Source organism: Streptomyces sp. HP-A2021 (assembly GCF_022807935.1).
Classification (GTDB): Bacteria; Actinomycetota; Actinomycetes; order Streptomycetales; family Streptomycetaceae; genus Streptomyces; species Streptomyces afghaniensis.
This window is the reverse complement of sequence record NZ_CP094344.1, coordinates 3,043,842-3,061,917: the sequence shown is the minus strand read 5'-3', so window position 1 is coordinate 3,061,917 and position 18,076 is coordinate 3,043,842. Positions and strand designations below refer to the sequence as shown.

12 protein-coding genes are annotated in these 18,076 nt (G+C 71.8%); 9 read left to right on the top strand and 3 right to left on the bottom strand.

Annotated elements, in window-relative coordinates; translation table 11 throughout:
* The first annotated feature begins 95 nt into the window (after positions 1 to 95).
* The 3 genes from MQE23_RS13750 to MQE23_RS13740 all read left to right on the top strand — a co-directional run bounded on the left by MQE23_RS13750 (position 96) and on the right by MQE23_RS13740 (position 4,013).
* Positions 96 to 281 (top strand): hypothetical protein, encoded by a 186-nt coding sequence (locus MQE23_RS13750; protein ID WP_020269516.1) that lies wholly within the window; start codon positions 96 to 98, stop codon positions 279 to 281.
* Positions 282 to 706: 425 nt separating this feature from the next.
* Positions 707 to 3,775 carry a helix-turn-helix transcriptional regulator gene (locus MQE23_RS13745; protein WP_243379291.1) on the top strand — a complete coding sequence of 1,023 codons (3,069 nt, stop codon included), beginning with the start codon at positions 707 to 709 and terminating at the stop codon, positions 3,773 to 3,775.
* Between the two features lie 49 nt (positions 3,776 to 3,824).
* The gene (locus MQE23_RS13740) at positions 3,825 to 4,013 is read left to right on the top strand and encodes a DUF6191 domain-containing protein (RefSeq protein WP_020271505.1); all 189 of its coding nucleotides are present in this window, start codon (positions 3,825 to 3,827) and stop codon (positions 4,011 to 4,013) included.
* Positions 4,014 to 4,033: 20 nt separating this feature from the next.
* On the opposite strand, the gene MQE23_RS13735 is transcribed toward MQE23_RS13740, so the two are convergent.
* The gene (locus tag MQE23_RS13735) at positions 4,034 to 5,206 is read right to left on the bottom strand and encodes a PQQ-dependent sugar dehydrogenase (protein WP_243379290.1); all 1,173 of its coding nucleotides are present in this window, start codon (positions 5,204 to 5,206) and stop codon (positions 4,034 to 4,036) included.
* Between the two features lie 125 nt (positions 5,207 to 5,331).
* Positions 5,332 to 6,330, bottom strand: a complete 999-nt coding sequence (locus MQE23_RS13730; protein ID WP_020271503.1) for an aldo/keto reductase — start codon at positions 6,328 to 6,330, stop codon at positions 5,332 to 5,334.
* Positions 6,331 to 6,407: 77 nt separating this feature from the next.
* On the opposite strand from MQE23_RS13730, the gene MQE23_RS13725 reads away from it, so the two are divergent.
* The 6 genes from MQE23_RS13725 (at position 6,408) to serA (ending at position 16,407) form a co-directional block, all read left to right on the top strand.
* The gene (locus tag MQE23_RS13725; protein WP_037668114.1) at positions 6,408 to 7,358 is read left to right on the top strand and encodes a 2-hydroxyacid dehydrogenase; all 951 of its coding nucleotides are present in this window, start codon (positions 6,408 to 6,410) and stop codon (positions 7,356 to 7,358) included.
* 424 nt (positions 7,359 to 7,782) lie between these two features.
* A complete protein-coding gene (locus MQE23_RS13720) occupies positions 7,783 to 10,803 on the top strand; it encodes an EAL domain-containing protein (RefSeq protein ID WP_243379289.1) in 3,021 nt (1,006 codons plus the stop codon).
* Between the two features lie 231 nt (positions 10,804 to 11,034).
* Positions 11,035 to 12,882, top strand: coding sequence for an acetolactate synthase large subunit (locus MQE23_RS13715; protein WP_243379288.1), 1,848 nt, complete (start codon positions 11,035 to 11,037; stop codon positions 12,880 to 12,882).
* 21 nt (positions 12,883 to 12,903) lie between these two features.
* The gene (ilvN, locus tag MQE23_RS13710) at positions 12,904 to 13,428 is read left to right on the top strand and encodes an acetolactate synthase small subunit (RefSeq protein ID WP_010048631.1); all 525 of its coding nucleotides are present in this window, start codon (positions 12,904 to 12,906) and stop codon (positions 13,426 to 13,428) included.
* Between the two features lie 121 nt (positions 13,429 to 13,549).
* Entirely contained in the window at positions 13,550 to 14,548 is a 999-nt protein-coding gene (ilvC, locus tag MQE23_RS13705; protein ID WP_020271499.1) for a ketol-acid reductoisomerase, read from the top strand.
* 269 nt (positions 14,549 to 14,817) lie between these two features.
* A complete protein-coding gene (gene serA, locus MQE23_RS13700; RefSeq protein ID WP_243379287.1) occupies positions 14,818 to 16,407 on the top strand; it encodes a phosphoglycerate dehydrogenase in 1,590 nt (529 codons plus the stop codon).
* Between the two features lie 54 nt (positions 16,408 to 16,461).
* Here the strand turns inward: serA and MQE23_RS13695 are convergent, their stop codons facing one another.
* Complete coding sequence (locus tag MQE23_RS13695; protein WP_020271497.1) at positions 16,462 to 18,003, bottom strand: MFS transporter; 1,542 nt, start codon at positions 18,001 to 18,003, stop codon at positions 16,462 to 16,464.
* Positions 18,004 to 18,076 lie beyond the last annotated feature (73 nt).

Below are 18,076 nucleotides of genomic sequence, written 5' to 3'. Positions count from 1 at the left end.
GAACTCTCCCGATGTGGCAGCGCCGCCTGGGAGACGAAGGTGGAGGCATCGCAGAAAGCGAAGCCCACGCACCCGACTCTCACCAAGGACACGCCATGTACGAGTACGAGTTCCAGCAGCTGCGCGCCGCCGACCTCATCCGCCGCGCCGACCACGAGCGCCAGGTCCGCGAGGCCGCCCGGGCCCGCCGCGCCGCCCGCCGCGAAGCCGCGGAAGGCTCCGCCGAGCACGAGAGCCATAGCCGCCGCATCCGCCGGCCACGGTCCGCCCGGACCGCGTGAACACGGGGGCGGAACCGGCCGCCTCCGCGCCCACCCACGGGGAGGCGGCCGCCGCTCCGGTGGCCGCCGCTCGTGCGGATGGGGCTGCTGATGTGGCGGCGGTCCGCGGGGAGGCGGCTGCCGGTTCCGGAGGCGTCCGGGTGGGGGCGGCGGCTGGTCCCGGGGGCATCCGGACGGGACCGGCCGCCTCCGCGATCACCCGCACAGAGGCGGCCGCCGCTCCGGTGGCCGCCGCTCGTACGTATGGGGCTGCTGATGCGGCGGCACTCCGCAGGGATGCACCTGCCGGCGCCGGGGTCGTCCGGACGGGGACGACGGCCGGTCCGCCCGGGACGAGCGCCGGTCCCGGGGTCCGGGTGGGGACGACGGCCGGTCCCGGGGTCCGGCGTGGCAAAACCGGTGCCGGGTCGGCGGGCCCGCATGCGATGCTCAGGTCCGTGGAGACCAGGTCCGTCAGCCCCGTGTTCGTCGGCCGGGCAGCCGAGTTGGGCTTGCTCGGCGAGGTGCTCGCCGGTGCCGCCGCGGGCGACCCCCAGGCGTTGCTCATCGGCGGCGAGGCCGGAGTCGGCAAGACCCGCCTCGTCGAGGAGTTCGCCGCCGCGGCCCGCAGGCGGGGCGCGGTCGTCGCGCTCGGCGGCTGCGTCGAGATCGGCGCCGACGGGCTGCCGTTCGCGCCGTTCTCCACCGCCCTGCGCGCCCTGCGCCGCGAGCTGCCCGGGCAGTTCGCCGCCGCGGCCGCCGGGCAGGAGGAGGAGCTGGCCCGGCTGCTCCCCGAGATCGGCACGGCCGCGGCCCGCGAGGCGGCCCGGCACGACGAGGACGGCATGGCCCGCCTCTTCGAACTCACCGCACGCCTGCTGGAACGCGTCACCGCCGAGCACACCGTCGTCCTCGCCCTGGAGGACCTGCACTGGGCCGACGCCTCCACCCGGCACCTGCTCGCCTACCTCTTCCGCACCCTGCGCACCGGCCGCCTCGTCGTCCTCGCCACCTACCGCTCCGACGACATCCACCGACGCCACCCGCTCAGGCCCCTGCTCGCCGAACTCGACCGCCTCCGCACCATCCGCCGCATCGACCTCGCCCGCTTCACCCGCGAGGAAGTGTGCCGCCAGGTCGCCGGCATTCTCGCCCAGGAACCCGACCCGGACCAGATCGACGCGATCTTCGAACGCTCCGACGGCAACGCCTTCTTCGTAGAGGAACTCGCCGTCGCCGCCCACGAGGGCTGCCGCACGGGCCTGACCGACTCCCTGCGCGATCTGCTGCTCGTCCGGGTGGAGGGGCTGCCCGAGACCGCCCAGCAGGTCGCCCGGATCGTCGCCGAGGGCGGCTCCACCGTCGAGTACCGGCTGCTGGCCGCCGTCGCCCGGCTCGCCGAGGACGACCTCATCGAGGCGCTGCGGGCCGCCGTGAACGCCAGCATCCTCACCCCCGCGCCCGGCGGCGACGGCTACCGCTTCCGCCACTCCCTCGTCCGCGAGGCCGTCAGCGACGACCTGCTCCCCGGCGAGCGCTCCCGCCTCAACCGCCGCTACGCCGAAGCCCTGGAGGCCGACCCGACCCTCGTCCCGGCCGACCAGCACGCGACGCGCCTGGCCAGTTACTGGTACCACGCCCACGACGCGGCCAAGGCCCTGCCCGCCGTCCTCGACGCCGCCGTCGAGGCCCGCCACCGCCACGCTTACGCCGAGCAACTGCGGCTGCTGGAACGGGCGATGGAACTGTGGGACACCGCCCCCGAAGCCGTACGCCGGACCCTGCGCCCCGTCGACTACGCCGAGGTCTATCCGGCCTGCGGCGGTCCGGAGGCCCCCGCGCTGAGCCACCTCGACCTGCTGGCCGAGGCGGCCGTCGCCGGACGGCTCTGCGGCGAGCGCGAGAGCGCACTGAAGATCACCAAGCGGGCGCTGCGCCAGCTGGACGAGGAGGACGACCCCCTGCGCGCCGCCTGGTTCTGGATCCAGCGCTCCCGGCTGGTGCAGCGGCTCGCCCGCGGCGACGGCTGGAAGGAGATCGCCACCGCGCAGGACCTGGTCCGTGGCTTGCCGCCGTCCGAGGTGCACGCCGAAGTGCTCGCCACGGTCGCCCACTGGTCGATGCTCCGCCAGCCGGGCCCGGAGGCCCTGACGGCCGCCGAGCGTGCGGTGGAGTACGCGCGCATGGTGGGCGCCGACGACATCGAGTCCAACGCCCGGCTGACCCTCGGCGGGCTCATGATCGACGCCGGGCAGATCGAGGCCGGTCTGGCCCACATGTACGAGGTCAGGGACGAGGTCGTGGCCCGGGGACTCGCCGGGGTCGTGGGCCGCAGCCATGTGAACCTGCCCTCCGCCCTGGAGGGCATCGGGCGCTCCGAGGAGTCCGTGGACGTCCTGCACGAGGGCCTGCGCCTCACCGGCAGGATGGGCCTGCGGGAGGCCGAGGGCTGGGTCTGGGGCAACCTCGCCGAGTCGCTCATCTCCCTCGGCCGCTGGGACGAGGCGGCCGAGGCGGCCGTCAGCGCCCAGCGGCGCGGGCAGACGGCCGCGCCGTACGGCTCGGGCGCCAACAGCCTGGCGTTCCTCGCGCTGGCCCGCGGCCGGGTGCCCGAGGCGGCTCGCCATCTCGCCGAGAGCCGCGCCTCCTACGGCCCGCACGACCCCATGCCGCAGCACGACCTCCCGATCGCCTGCCTCACCCTCCAGGTCGCCGTCGCCGAGGGCCGCCTGGCCGACGCCCGCGCCGAACTGGCCCGCGCCCTGGAGTCCGGTTTCCCGCCCGGCACCCAGCGCTACGCCTGGCCCCTGCTGCTCGAAGCCGCCACGGCCGAGGCCGACACCCGGGCGCTGCCGACCGCTCGGAACGGCCGGGAGGAGACCCTGGAGAGCATCTTCGAGGCCGTCAGACGCCTCACCACGAACGCCCCCGTCTGGCTCGCCCACGAGAAGTGGGTCCGCGCCGAACTCCACCGCGCCGCGTTCCACGGCACCGGAAGCCGGAGCGCCCCGGAGATCTGGTCGGAGGTGGTCAGCGCCTTCGAAGCCCTGGAGCGCCCCTACGACCTCGCCCGCGTCCGGTACCGCCTGGCCGAGTCGCTGCTGGCGGACGGCGGCGAGGCCGACGAGCGCGACCGCGCCACGGAACTGCTCCGCCTCGCCCATGCCGCAGCCCGCCACCTCGGGGCCCGGCCGCTCGCCGACGCCGCCACCGCGCTCGCCCAGCGCGCCCGCCTGCCGCTCACGCCCGCCACGGACCCGGCCATCGCCCCCGCGGATCCCGCCGAGGCCCTCGGCCTGACCAGCAGGGAACGGGACGTGCTGCGCCTGGTCACCGCCGGTCACACCAACCGCCGGATAGCCGAGGAGCTGTTCATCTCCCCGAAGACCGCCAGCGTCCACGTCTCCAACATCCTGGCGAAGCTCGGCGTCTCAGGGCGCGGCGAGGCGGCGGCGGTGGCCCACCGGCTGGGGCTGTTCCCGGCCGAATCCGTCATCCCCGGCCCGGCAGGCTGAGGTATACGCTGTAAAGGACGTCGGGGGAGTCGCGGCCCTGGGAGGCTCCGTGTTCAACATGTTCGAGGAACTGTTCTCACCAGGCCGCAAGCACACCCGTGACGAACAGAACCGCTTGGAGCTGACCCGTCAGGACACCGGGGACGGCGATCCCGGACGCGGGCCGATAGACCTGTCGTCCGGGAAGGTCGTCGTACGCCCGCCTCAGGAGCCGGAGGCCGAAGACTCAGAGGACTGACCCCGAGGACGGATCCCGCACTAGCTCACCCGCAGTTCGAGGATCCGGTCGTCCCCGTCCTTCGGGCTGCCCCGGCCGTCCGTGTTGCTGGTCACCAGCCACAGCCGGTCGCCGCCCGCCGGGACCACCGTGCGCAGGCGGCCGTACTCTTCCTCGAGGAACGCCTGCGGTTCGGCCGAGGCCGCGGTGCCGTTCAGCGGGATGCGCCACAGCCGCTTGCCGCGCAGGCCCGCCATCCAGACCGAACCCTCGGCGTAGGCGATGCCGCTGGGCGAGGCCTCGGCCGTGGTCCACTGGTCGACCGGGTTGTGGAACCCGGAGTCGCCGGATGTGCCCTCGGCCTCCGGCCAGCCGTAGTTGTCGCCGGGCTTGATCGCGTTGAGCTCGTCCCAGGTGTCCTGGCCGAACTCCGAGGCGAACAGCCGCTGCTTGGCGTCCCAGGCCAGGCCCTGCACATTGCGGTGGCCGTACGAGTACACCGGCGAGTCCCCGAACGGGTTGCCCGGCGCCGGCTCGCCCTCCGGGGTCAGCCGAAGGATCTTGCCGCCCACGGAGTCCTTGTCCTGGGACAGGCCCGTGTCACCGCTCTCGCCCGTGCCGACGTACAGCATCTTGTCCGGGCCGAACTCGATCCGGCCGCCGTTGTGGATGAAGCCCTTGGGGATGCCCCTGAAGACCGTGTCGGGAGCGCCGAGCTGCTCGCCGGAGGGCTTCTTCTCGTCGTAGAGCATGCGGACGATGCGGTTGTCGGAGGCCGAGGTGAAGTACGCGTAGACCATGTGGTCCGAGGCGTACTCGGGGGACAGGGCGATGCCGAGCAGGCCGCCCTCGCCGGCGGCCGATACGCCCGGCACCTCGCCCAGCTCGGTCTTCTTGCCGGTCTTCTCGTCGACCCGGACGATCGTCCCGTCGTCCCGGGAGGAGACGAGCAGACCGCCGCCGGGCAGCGGGGCGAGGCCCCAGGGGGAGTCCAGGCCCTCGGCGACGGTACGCACCACCTTCACCGAGCCCTCGGCGGGCGGTGTCTCCTCCGCGGCCCGCCCCGCGGGTGCGGAAGACCCGGGTGCGCTACGGCTCGGGGAGGCGCTCCCGTCGGTGCCGGATGATCCTCCGCCGTCGGAGGAACAGCCGGCCGTCAGCAGGAGCGCGGCGGCGGCCAACACGGTCGGCACGGCTCGACGTTGCACGATCATGGTCCCTTCGACGGGGCAGGTCTTCTCCCTGTCATACACCGCGGGCGCCTCCCAAGTTCCCGATCACGGAACCCGGGACCGCGAACACGGGGTTTGCCCGAAACGCCCCCTGCGCGGGACGGGGCTCAGTCCCAGGACCCCTGTGCCGGCGGCAGTTCCGCCACCTCGCGCAGATCCTCCGTCGTCAGGCGCAGGGCCGAAGCGGCGGCGTTCTCCGTGACCCAGCGCTCCTGCTTCGTGCCGGGGACCGGGACCACGTGCCGGCCCTGGGCGAGGACCCAGGCGAGGGCGACCTGGGCGGCGGTGACGTGCTCGCCGTGGCGGCGGGCCACCCGGCGCAGGCCCGCGACGATCGGTTGGTTCGCGGCCATCATCTCGGCCGTGAAGCGGGGGTGGCGGGCCCGGAGATCGTCCGCCTCGAAGCCCGCGCCGGGCCGCAGCCGGCCGGTCAGGAAGCCGTTGCCGAGCGGCATCGCCGCCAGGAACCCGATGCCCCGCGTCTCGCACCACGGCAGCAGCGTCTCCAGAGCCTCCGGCGACCACACCGACAGCTCGGCCTCCACCGCGCTCACGGGGAACACCTGCTGCACCCGCTCCAGCTGCCGTATCGTCGCGTCGTGCAGCCGGGCCCCGGAGCGGCGGCCGGCCCGCGCGCCCACCGCGCACAGGCCCAACGCCCTTACCTTCCCGGCCCGGACGAGCTCCGCCATCGCGCCCCACGTCTCCTCGACGGGCACTTCCGGGTCGGCCCGGTGCAGCTGGTAGAGGTCTATGACGTCCGTCTGGAGGCGCCGCAGCGACGCGTCGCAGGCCCGTTTCACATACCCGGGGCGGCCGTTGGCGACGATGTGCTGGTCACCGACGAGCAGACCGACCTTCGTCGACACGAACGCGTCCGGCCGCCGCTCCTTCAACGCCCGCCCCACCAGCAGTTCGTTGGTGAAGGGGCCGTACATGTCGGCCGTGTCCAGCAGGGACGAACCCAGGTCGAGCGCCCGGTGCACCGCCCTGAGCGACTCGTCCCCCCGCTGCCGCGACGCGCTGTACGCCCAGCTCATCGGCATGCACCCGAGTCCGACGGCCCCCACCGCGAGCGCCGCCGCGCCGATCGTCCTGCGCTCCACCTGGTCGTGACCCTCCCTGTTCCGGCCACCCCAACCTAACCTCTGGCGTCGCACCCTCCTGACATAGCCTCCTGAGCATGACTGCTGACGTGTGGCTGCCCATCCCGCCGGACGAGATCGAGGGCCTCCCCGAGGGCCTCGCCTACCGCTTCTGGAACGGCGAGGAGGACTTCCCCGCGGACCCGGCCGACTGCGCCTTCTACGTCGTCCCCTACATGAAGCCCAGCCCGCTGTGCGTGCGTCCGATGCCGGAGATGAGCCACGTACAGGTCGTGCAGACCCTCTCGGCCGGGATCGACCACGTGGAGCCGGGGCTGCGGCACCTGCCTCCGGGGGTGCGGCTGTGCAACGCGCGCGGAGTGCACGAGGCCAGCACCGGAGAGCTCACCCTCGCGCTGATCCTGGCCTCGCTGCGCGGTGTCCCCGACTTCGTCCGCGCGCAGGACCGCGGGGAGTGGCTCGCCGGGTTCCGGCCCGCGCTCGCCGACAAGAACGTCCTCATCGTCGGATACGGATCGATCGGCGAGGCCATCGAGGACCGGCTCGTTCCGTTCGAGGTGGCGCGGGTGGCGCGCGTCGCGCGCTCCAAGCGCACCACGGCGCGCGGGCCGGTGCATCCGCTCACCGAACTCCCCGCGCTGCTCCCGGAAGCGGACGTCGTCATCCTGTCCACGCCGCTCACCGAAACCACCCGTGGCCTGGCCGGGGCCGACTTCCTGTCCCGCATGAAGGACGGGGCGCTCCTCGTCAACGTCGCCCGCGGCCCCGTCGTCGACACCAAGGCGCTGCTCGCCGAGCTGGAGGGCGGCCGCATCACCGCCGCCCTCGACGTCACCGACCCCGAGCCCCTGCCGCGCGAACATCCCCTGTGGCGTGCGCCGGGGGTACTCATCAGCCCGCACGTCGGCGGTCCCACCTCCGCGTTCCTGCCGCGCGCCAAGCGGCTCCTGGTGGACCAGTTGAACCGTTATGTGAACCGGGAGCCGCTGCGCAACGTGATCCTTACGACGGGTGCATCCGCCGGCTGATCCGAACTCGAGTACCGTCCGCAATCCTTCGGGCGCGGTGGGTACTCATATATCTATTGATCGTCACGGAGCGTAGAGAACCTATGTCCCTGAGTGACGAGACTGGTGTATCGTCCCGACAGGGGCTGCGCCGCGGACCGTTCGGCGCCGGGGATGGACACTTCGGACTGTGAGGGGGGCGACAGGCGATGCACGGCCTATGGACGAGCGATCCGACGGGGCGGGGCTGCCGGCGGCGACCCTGGCGGACGGCCGCGGGCAGACGCGGTCACCACGCCGATCACGGCGGGCACCACACCCACCACAGCGACCACCACACCGACCACAGCCATCACCGCCGCAGGCCCGGCAGCCGCAGAAGGCATGCCCAGCCGGCGCACCGGGGCCGACAGGACCCGGGAGCGGCGCGGACCGGGAGGGTCCGGTGAGCGCGCCGCCGACCCCCGCGCCCACGCTCGACGGAGCGCTGCGGGCACAGCCTCCGTCCCCCGGGGCGCTGCTGCCCCGCACGCCGGCCCCCGGCCCCCGGCCGGGCCCGGCCCTCCAACTCGTCCTCGCCCTGGTCTGCGCGGGATACGCCGTCGGTTCCGCGCTCGGCTGGGGTTCGGGCGAACTGGCCCTGATCATGGGCGACTTCGGGCTGAGCGCCGCGGCGGCCACCGCCGCCGTGTCGTGCTTCCTCTACGCCCGCAGCCGCGACACCCGCTTTCGACCCGCCTGGCTGCTGTTCGGCCTCTCCTCGGCCATGGCGTCCCTGGGCAACCTGGTCTGGGGGTGGTACGAGGTCGTCCTCGGACAGCCCGTGCCCAGTCCCAGCTACGCCGACCTGTTCTTCCTCTGCTTCGCCCCGCCCGCGATCGTCGGGCTGCTCGTGCTCGCCAAGCGGCCGGTCACCAAGGCCGGCTGGGTCTGCCTCGGGCTGGACGCCTGGCTGATCGGCGGCTCGCTGCTCACCCTGGCCTGGAGCCTCGCCCTCGCCCAGGCCGCGAAGTCCGAAGGGCCGAGCGTGGCGCACACCGCGCTGTCGCTGGCGTACCCGCTGCTCGACATCGCGCTGGTGAGCATGGTGCTCGCGCTGCACTTCAGGCGGTCCGCGGTGAACCGCTCCGCCGTCAACACCGCGATCGGCGCGCTCGCGCTGACCGTGATGTGCGACGCCCTGTTCACCTCACCGCTGATGCACCACGACTACCACTCCGGCCAGCTGCTCGACGCGGGCTGGTTCGCCGGCTCGCTGCTCCTGGCCTACGCCCCGTGGGCCGGGCCCCGCACGCCGGACAGCGACCGGCACGGCCCGGACCGGCAGAGCACGGCAGGGCACACGCGCGTGGTGCACGAGCACGTGCCCGGGCAGCGCAGCGGCCCGCACCACCATGTGCCCCTGCCCGGAGGCGAACTCGGCCGGTATCCGGCCGCCCGGCCCATCGCCGGTTCGCTCGCCGCCCTCACGCCGTATCTCGCGGCGGCCGTGTGCACCCTGGGGATCCTCTACAACGTGCTCAACGGCCGCAGCGTCGACCGCGTGGTCCTGCTCACCGGCGGCACGGTCGTGCTCGCGCTGGTGGTGCGCCAGGGCATCATGCTGCTCGACAACATCACCCTCACCCAGGAACTGGCCCAGAAGGAGAACCACTTCCGCTCCCTGGTACAGGGCTCCAGCGACGTCATCATGATCGCCGCACCCAGCGGTGTCCTGAGGTACGTCTCCCCGGCCGCAGCCGGTGTGTACGGCCGTCCGGCGGAGGAGCTGGTGGGCACGGAACTGGCCAACCTCATCCACCCCGAGGATCTGGGCTGCGTCGTGCACGAGGTGCGGCGTTTCCTCGCCGCCGACCCGGTCGAGGAACCCACTACGCGCATCGAGTGCCGATTCCGCTCGGGTGACGGAGGCTGGCTGAACGTCGAGTCGACCGTCAACCGGCATCACGGCGGCCTCATCTTCAACAGCAGGGACGTGACCGAAAGGGTCCGGCTCCAGGCCCAGTTGCAGCACAACGCCGAGCACGACCCGCTCACGGACCTGCCCAACCGCGCCCTGTTCACCAAGCGCGTCCAGCACGCCCTGTCGGGCCGCCGCGCCTCCGACCGGGGTGTGGCCCTGCGGAACACGGCCGTGCTGTTCATCGATCTGGACGGCTTCAAGGCCGTCAACGACACGATCGGGCACCAGGCCGGGGACGAGCTGCTCGTCCAGGCCGCCCGCCGCCTCCAGGACTCCGTCCGGCACGGCGACACCGCCTCCCGGCTGGGCGGCGACGAGTTCGCGGCCCTGATCGTCGGGGACAACACCCGCGACCGCGAGGCGCGGCAGCGGCACATACTGGAGCTCGCCGACCGTCTCAGGACGACGCTGTCCCAGCCCTACCTCATCGACGGCAACGATGTCCGTGTCAACGCCTCCATCGGTGTGGCCTTCGCGGAGGCCGGCCTCGGCGCGGGCGAGCTGCTGCGCAACGCCGACCTCGCGATGTACCGCGCCAAGGCCGGCGGCAAGGGCCGCGTCGAGCTGTACAAGCCGCAGATGCAGCAGGACGTCGTGCGGAAGGCGGAGCTGGCCACGCGCCTGCGGGCCGCGCTGCACGACGGTGAGTTCACCCTGCTGCACCAGCCGGTGGTGTCCCTGGAGGACGGCCGGATCGCGTCGGTGTCCGCGCAGGCGCGCTGGCGCTCCTCGCAGGGGGTGCTGTTCACCCCGGCGGAGTTCCTGCGCGTGGCCGAGGACAGCGACAAGACCGCCGAGCTGGGCCGCTGGATGATCGAGGAGGCCGTCGAGCAGGCCGCCGAACGGCACGGGACCGGGCTGTCCGCGCCGGTCGTCGTCCGGATGAGCGCCCGCCGGCTGCTGGACCGGTCGATGCCGCTCGGTTCGATCGAGGCGCTGCTCACCCGGCACGGACTGCCGTCCGGGTCGCTGATCATCGAGCTGTCCGACGCCGACCCCAGGACCGGCCTGGACGAGCTGGAGCGGCGTCTGGGTGCCCTCAGGCGGGTCGGGGTCCGGATCGCCCTCGACGGGTTCGGCAGTGGCTACGGGGCGATCACGGCCCTCAGGCGGCTGCCCGTCGACGTGCTGAAGCTCGACCGCAGTCTGGTCGAGGGCGTCGTCGAGTCGGCCCGTCTGCACAAGATCACCAGTGGGCTGCTGCGCATCGCCGGCGACCTGGGGCTGCAGTCCGTGGCCGACGGGGTGGATCTGCCCGAGCAGGTCGTCGCCCTGCGCGCGATGGGCTGCACCCACGGGCAGGGGATGGCATTCTCCGGGCCGCTCGACGAGTACCGGCTGCGCCGGGCGCTCGCTTCCGGCCATTATCCGGTGCCGCACGAACCGGCCGAACCGGTGTTCGCGGGCGGTGCCTCGCGGGTGTACAGCTCGGGTGTGTCCGCCGTCATCGGAGGCGGCACGGCCCTCCGCTCACATAATGAGACTCCCGTCCCACCCACTTGACAGTGAGTGCGTGCCGGGGGGAGGGTCTGTGCCATGCGCACCCGAATTCTCGTACTTGGAAAGCGCGTCGGCTGACGCTGAGCCTCGACCGCTCAGCGACCCCACCCGGCGCGCTCCCCTCGCTTGCCTTATGGCACGAGGGGTTTTTTGTTGCACGGGCGCCTTCCGTGCAACAGCCGAAAACCGTACAACCTTCGCAAAAAACCCTCAGCATCTGAGAAGAGAATGCCGATGACCGAGCAGGCCACCGGGGCCCATCACCCGCAGCCCCGGCCCCGATCCGGAGGACAGCACTCCGCCCCCGAGCAGGTGACGGGCGCGCAGTCCCTCATCCGCTCCCTCGAGGAGGTCGGCGCCGACACGGTATTCGGCATTCCCGGCGGTGCGATCCTCCCGGCCTACGACCCGCTGATGGACTCCACCAGGGTGCGCCACGTCCTGGTCCGCCACGAGCAGGGCGCCGGTCACGCGGCCGAGGGCTACGCGCTGGCCACCGGCAAGGTCGGCGTCTGCATGGCGACGTCCGGACCGGGCGCCACCAACCTGGTCACGCCGATCGCCAACGCCCACATGGACTCGGTGCCGCTGGTCGCGATCACGGGCCAGGTCGCCTCCGCCTCGATCGGCACGGACGCCTTCCAGGAGGCGGACATCGTCGGCATCACCATGCCGATCACCAAGCACAACTTCCTCGTCACCAAGGCCGAGGACATCCCGCGGGTCATCGCGCAGGCGTTCCACATCGCCTCCACCGGCCGCCCCGGCCCGGTCCTGGTCGACATCGCCAAGGACGCCCTGCAGGCGAAGACCACGTTCTCCTGGCCGCCCACCATGGACCTGCCCGGCTACCGGCCCGTCACCAAGCCGCACGCCAAGCAGATCCGCGAGGCCGCCAAGCTGATCACCCAGGCCCGCCGGCCGGTGCTGTACGTCGGCGGCGGCGTGCTCAAGGCCAAGGCCACCGCCGAGCTGAAGGTCCTCGCCGAGCTCACCGGCGCGCCGGTCACCACCACCCTGATGGCGCTCGGCGCGTTCCCCGACGACCACCCGCAGCACCTCGGCATGCCCGGCATGCACGGCTCCGTGGCCGCCGTCACCGCCCTGCAGAAGGCCGACCTGATCGTCGCGCTCGGCGCCCGCTTCGACGACCGCGTCACCGGCAAGCTGGACAGCTTCGCGCCCTTCGCCAAGATCGTCCACGCGGACATCGACCCGGCCGAGATCGGCAAGAACCGCGCCGCCGACGTGCCGATCGTCGGCGACGCCCGCGAGGTCATCGCCGACCTGATCCAGGCCGTGCAGAAGGAGCACAGCGAGGGCCACCAGGGCGACTACAGCATGTGGTGGAACGACCTGAACCGCTGGCGTGAGACCTACCCGCTCGGCTACGACCAGCCCGGCGACGGCTCGCTCTCCCCGCAGCAGGTCATCGAGCGCATCGGGAAGCTCGCGCCCGAGGGCACGATCTTCGCGGCGGGCGTCGGCCAGCACCAGATGTGGGCCGCCCACTTCATCGAGTACGACAAGCCTGGCACCTGGCTGAACTCCGGCGGCGCCGGAACCATGGGCTACGCCGTCCCGGCCGCCATGGGCGCCAAGGCCGGCGCACCCGAGCGGGCCGTCTGGGCCATCGACGGCGACGGCTGCTTCCAGATGACCAACCAGGAGCTCACGACCTGCGCCCTGAACAACATCCCGATCAAGGTCGCCGTCATCAACAACGGCGCCCTCGGGATGGTCCGCCAGTGGCAGACCCTCTTCTACAACCAGCGGTACTCCAACACGGTGCTGCACTCCGGCCCGGACGACGTCAACCCCGAGGCCCGCGGCACCCGCGTCCCCGACTTCGTGAAGCTGTCGGAGGCCATGGGCTGCTACGCCATCCGCTGCGAGTCCCCGGACGACCTCGACAAGGTCATCGAGGAGGCGAACTCGATCAACGACCGCCCGGTCGTCGTCGACTTCATCGTCCACGAGGACGCGATGGTCTGGCCGATGGTCGCCGCCGGCACCTCCAACGACGAGATCATGGCCGCCCGGGACGTCCGCCCCGACTTCGGCGACAACGAAGACGACTGAGCGAGAGAGACCGAAGAGATCATGTCCAAGCACACGCTCTCCGTCCTGGTGGAGAACACCCCCGGCATCCTCGCCCGGATCGCCGCGCTGTTCTCCCGCCGCGGCTTCAACATCGACTCGCTCGCCGTCGGCGTCACCGAGCACCCCGACATCTCCCGGATCACCATCGTCGTGGGGGTGGAGGACCTGCCGCTGGAGCAGGTGACCAAGCAGCTCAACAAGCTCGTCAACGTGCTGAAGATCGTCGAGCTGGAGCCGTCGCAGGCGGTGCAGCGCGAACTCGTCCTGGTGAAGGTGCGCGCCGACAACGAGACGCGCTCCCAGATCGTCGAGATCGTCCAGCTGTTCCGCGCCAAGACCGTCGACGTCTCCCCGGAGGCCGTCACCATCGAGGCCACCGGATCCGGCGAGAAGCTGTCCGCCATGCTCAAGATGCTGGAACCGTACGGCATCAAGGAGCTCGTCCAGTCCGGCACGATCGCGATCGGCCGTGGAGCCCGTTCCATCACGGACCGGTCGCTGCGCGCCCTGGACCGGTCGGCCTAAGACCTGAAACGGGCGGTCGGCGCGCCGCCGGCCGCCCGTATTCCGAGACCCTCAGACTTCCCTTCCGCCCCCCGTCATACGGTGGGACGCAACACCTGCACTCCCGAGGAGAGAACCCAAAGTGGCCGAGCTGTTCTACGACGCCGACGCCGACCTGTCCATCATCCAGGGCCGCAAGGTCGCGGTCATCGGGTACGGCAGCCAGGGCCACGCCCACGCGCTGTCGCTCCGTGACTCGGGTGTCGACGTCCGCGTCGGTCTGCACGAGGGCTCCAAGTCCAAGGCCAAGGCCGAGGAGCAGGGCCTGCGCGTGGTGACGCCGTCGGAGGCCGCCGCCGAGGCCGACGTCATCATGATCCTCGTCCCGGACCCGATCCAGGCGCAGGTCTACGAGGAGCACATCGCCCCCAACCTGAACGACGGCGACGCGCTGTTCTTCGGCCACGGCCTGAACATCCGGTACGGCTTCATCAAGCCCCCGGCCGGCGTGGACGTCTGCATGGTCGCCCCGAAGGGCCCGGGCCACCTGGTCCGCCGCCAGTACGAGGAGGGCCGCGGCGTTCCCTGCATCGCCGCCGTCGAGCAGGACGCCACCGGCAACGCCTTCGCGCTGGCCCTGTCGTACGCCAAGGGCATCGGCGGCACCCGCGCCGGCGTCATCAAGACGACCTTCACCGAGGAGACCGAGACCGACCTGTTCGGTGAGCAGGCCGTCCTCTGCGGTGGTACGGCCGCGCTGGTGAAGGCGGGCTTCGAGACGCTGACCGAGGCCGGCTACCAGCCGGAGATCGCCTACTTCGAGTGCCTGCACGAGCTGAAGCTCATCGTGGACCTCATGTACGAGGGCGGCCTGGAGAAGATGCGCTGGTCGATCTCCGAGACCGCCGAGTGGGGCGACTACGTCACCGGCCCGCGCATCATCACCGACGCCACCAAGGCCGAGATGAAGAAGGTCCTCGCCGAGATCCAGGACGGCACCTTCGCCCAGGCGTGGATGGACGAGTACCACGGCGGTCTGAAGAAGTACAACGAGTACAAGACCCAGGACTCCGAGCACCTCCTGGAGACCACCGGCAAGGAGCTGCGCAAGCTCATGAGCTGGGTCGACGAGGAGGCGTAAGCCTCACGGCCGAAAGGGCCGGAGCGACAGGCTCCGGCCCTTTCGGCTGACCCGGGGTAACGTCGGTGGTACGGCGTTGTCCATCCCGTCCGGCCACGGACGGGTGATCCTTCCGCAGCGGCGTAAGACGACGCCCTCGGCGCCACTAGACTGCTGCATTACATACGCGTCAGGCCCACAGCGTCGTGCGTCTTCCACGCGGCTAGCCCCCTCCACCGCCTGCGGCCGTCGGGACGGCCGTCCGCAGCATTGGACTTGTGAGGACTCACGTGAGCTCGAAACCAGTCGTACTCATCGCTGAAGAGCTGTCGCCTGCCACCGTCGACGCGCTGGGCCCGGATTTCGAGATCCGGCACTGCAACGGCGGGGACCGGGCCGAACTGCTCCCCGCCATCGCCGACGTGGACGCGATCCTGATCCGTTCGGCCACCAAGGTCGACGCCGAGGCGATCGCCGCCGCGAAGAAGCTCAAGGTCGTCGCGCGAGCCGGCGTCGGCCTGGACAACGTGGACGTCTCCGCCGCCACCAAGGCCGGCGTGATGGTCGTCAACGCCCCCACCTCGAACATCGTGACCGCCGCCGAGCTGGCCTGCGGTCTCCTCCTCGCCACCGCCCGCAACATCCCGCAGGCCAACGCCGCGCTGAAGAACGGCGAGTGGAAGCGCAGCAAGTACACGGGCGTGGAGCTGGCCGAGAAGACCCTCGGCGTCGTCGGCCTCGGCCGCATCGGCGCGCTCGTCGCGCAGCGCATGTCCGCCTTCGGCATGAAGGTCGTCGCCTACGACCCCTACGTGCAGCCGGCCCGGGCCGCGCAGATGGGCGTCAAGGTGCTGTCGCTGGACGAGCTGCTCGAGGTCTCCGACTTCATCACCGTCCACCTGCCGAAGACCCCCGAGACGCTCGGTCTGATCGGCGACGAGGCGCTGCGCAAGGTCAAGCCGAGCGTGCGCATCGTCAACGCCGCGCGCGGCGGGATCGTCGACGAGGAGGCGCTGTACTCCGCGCTCAAGGAGGGCCGGGTCGCCGGTGCCGGCCTCGACGTGTACGCGAAGGAGCCCTGCACGGACTCCCCGCTCTTCGAGTTCGACCAGGTCGTCGCCACCCCGCACCTCGGTGCCTCCACCGACGAGGCGCAGGAGAAGGCCGGTATCGCCGTCGCCCGCTCGGTGCGCCTCGCGCTCGCCGGTGAGCTCGTGCCGGATGCGGTGAACGTCCAGGGCGGCGTCATCGCCGAGGACGTCAAGCCGGGCCTGCCGCTCGCCGAGCGCCTGGGCCGGATCTTCACCGCGCTCGCCGGTGAGGTCGCGGTCCGCCTCGACGTCGAGGCGGACCGCGAGATCACCCAGCACGACGTGAAGGTGCTGGAGCTGTCCGCCCTCAAGGGTGTCTTCGAGGACGTCGTCGACGAGACGGTGTCGTACGTCAACGCCCCGCTGTTCGCCCAGGAGCGTGGCGTCGAGGTGCGGCTGACCACCAGCTCGGAGGCGACCGAGCACCGCAACGTCGTCACCGTGCGCGGCACCCTCGCCGACGGCGAGGAGGTGTCGGTCTCCGGCACGCTCGCCGGCCCCAAGCACCTGCAGAAGATCGTCGCCGTCGGCGAGTACGACGTCGACCTCGCGCTCGCCGAGCACATGGTCGTCCTGAAGTACGAGGACCGGCCGGGTGTCGTCGGCACGGTGGGCCGCATCCTCGGTGAGGCGGGCATCAACATCGCCGGTATGCAGGTGTCGCGGGCCGTGGCCGGCGGCGAGGCGCTGGCGGTGCTGACCGTGGACGACACGGTGACCTCCGGTGTGCTGGCCGAAGTGGCGGCTGAGATCGGTGCGACCTCGGCTCGTTCGGTGAACCTGGTCTGATGCATCCCGGGGGCTGACGCCCCCGGACCCCGTTCGCCCCGAACGGGTTCGTCTTCACACGCCGGACGGGCTGAGTTGATCAGCTCGTCCGGCGTTTTCCCGTACCCGGACCCGCCGCAGCGTCACCGTCGCCGCCACCGCCGCCCCGACCAGCAGCACCGCGCTCGTGACCGCCGCCGCGTGCATCCCGCTGGTGAAGGCCTCGCGTGCCGCCGCCGCCAGGGCGTCCCCCGCGCGCCCCGGAAGCCGGTCGGCGACGGCCAGGGCGCCGCCCAGTGTCTCGCGGGCCGGACCGGGCGCCGAGGCCGGGATCTCATGGCGGTAGACGGCCGTGCCGATGGAGCCGAGGAACGCCATGCTCAGCGCGCCGCCGAACTCCGTGCCGGTCTCCAGCAGCGACGAGGCCGCGCCCGCTTTCTCCACCGGGGCGGCGCTCAGGGCCAGGTCGGCCACCTGGGACATGACGGCGACGACACCGCAGGCCAGGACGGCACACGCGGCCAGCAGCAGCCAGAGGGAGTCCGTGCCGACCAGGGCCAGCAGTACGTAGCCGACCGCGGTGATCGCGAAGCCTGCGCCGACGACGTACGCGCGGGGGACGCCGCGCTGCACGAGCTGGGCGCTGACCGGGGCCGCCAGTCCGATGGGCACCGACGGCAGCAGGCTCCACAGCGCTGCTTCGAGAGGGCTCTTGTCCAGGACCGACTGGATGTACTGGGTCGTGAAGTAGGCCGAGCCCATCATGCCGAAGGCGGCGACGAGGTTGAGGACGACGGCCGGGGTGAAGCCGCGGCTCCGGAACAGTGCCGGTGAGATCAGCGGGGACACGGCCGTGCGCTGGCGGTGGACGAACAGCGCGGCGAAGAGCAGGCCGACCGTCACCGACAGGACGTACCGCACGTTCCAGCCCTGAGACGCGAGCTCCTTCAGGCCGTAGATCACGGGGAGCACCGCCGCCATCGACAGCGGAACGCTCAGCCAGTCGAAGCGGCCCTGACCCGGGCTCCTCGACTCGGGCAGCAGGACGGGCCCCAGGACCAGCAGCAGCACCATCGCGGGCAGGTTGACCAGGAAGACCGAGCCCCACCAGAAGTGCTCGACGAGGACCCCGCTCATGACCGAGCCGAGCGCGATGCCGGCCGTCATCACACCCGACCACACACCGATCGCCTTGGTGCGCTGCCCGGGGTCGGTGAACATCGTGCGCACCAGCGCCATCGTCGACGGCATCAGCGTCGCGCCGCCGATGCCGAGGACCGCGCGGGCGGCGATCAGCGTCTCGGCGCTGTCCGCGTAGGCCGCGACCAGGGAGGCCGCGCCGAAGGCGGCGGCCCCGAACAGCAGGAGCCTGCGGCGGCCGATGCGGTCGCCCAGCGAGCCCATCGTCATCAGCAGGCCGGCCAGGACGAAGCCGTAGATGTCGAAGATCCACAGCTGTTGGGTGGCGCTCGGTTCCAGGTCGGCGCTGATCGCGGGGATCGCGAAGTAGAGGACGGACACGTCCATCGAGACCAGCAGCAACGGCAGCATCAGCACGCCGAGCGCCGTCCATTCGCGGCGGCCGGCGCGGGCCGGCGGGTTGGGGTTCGTCGTCATGGGGCAGGACTGTACGGGCGTATTAAACGCTTGTCTAGTACGGTTGTTTAATACGGATGTCTGGATACCGGGG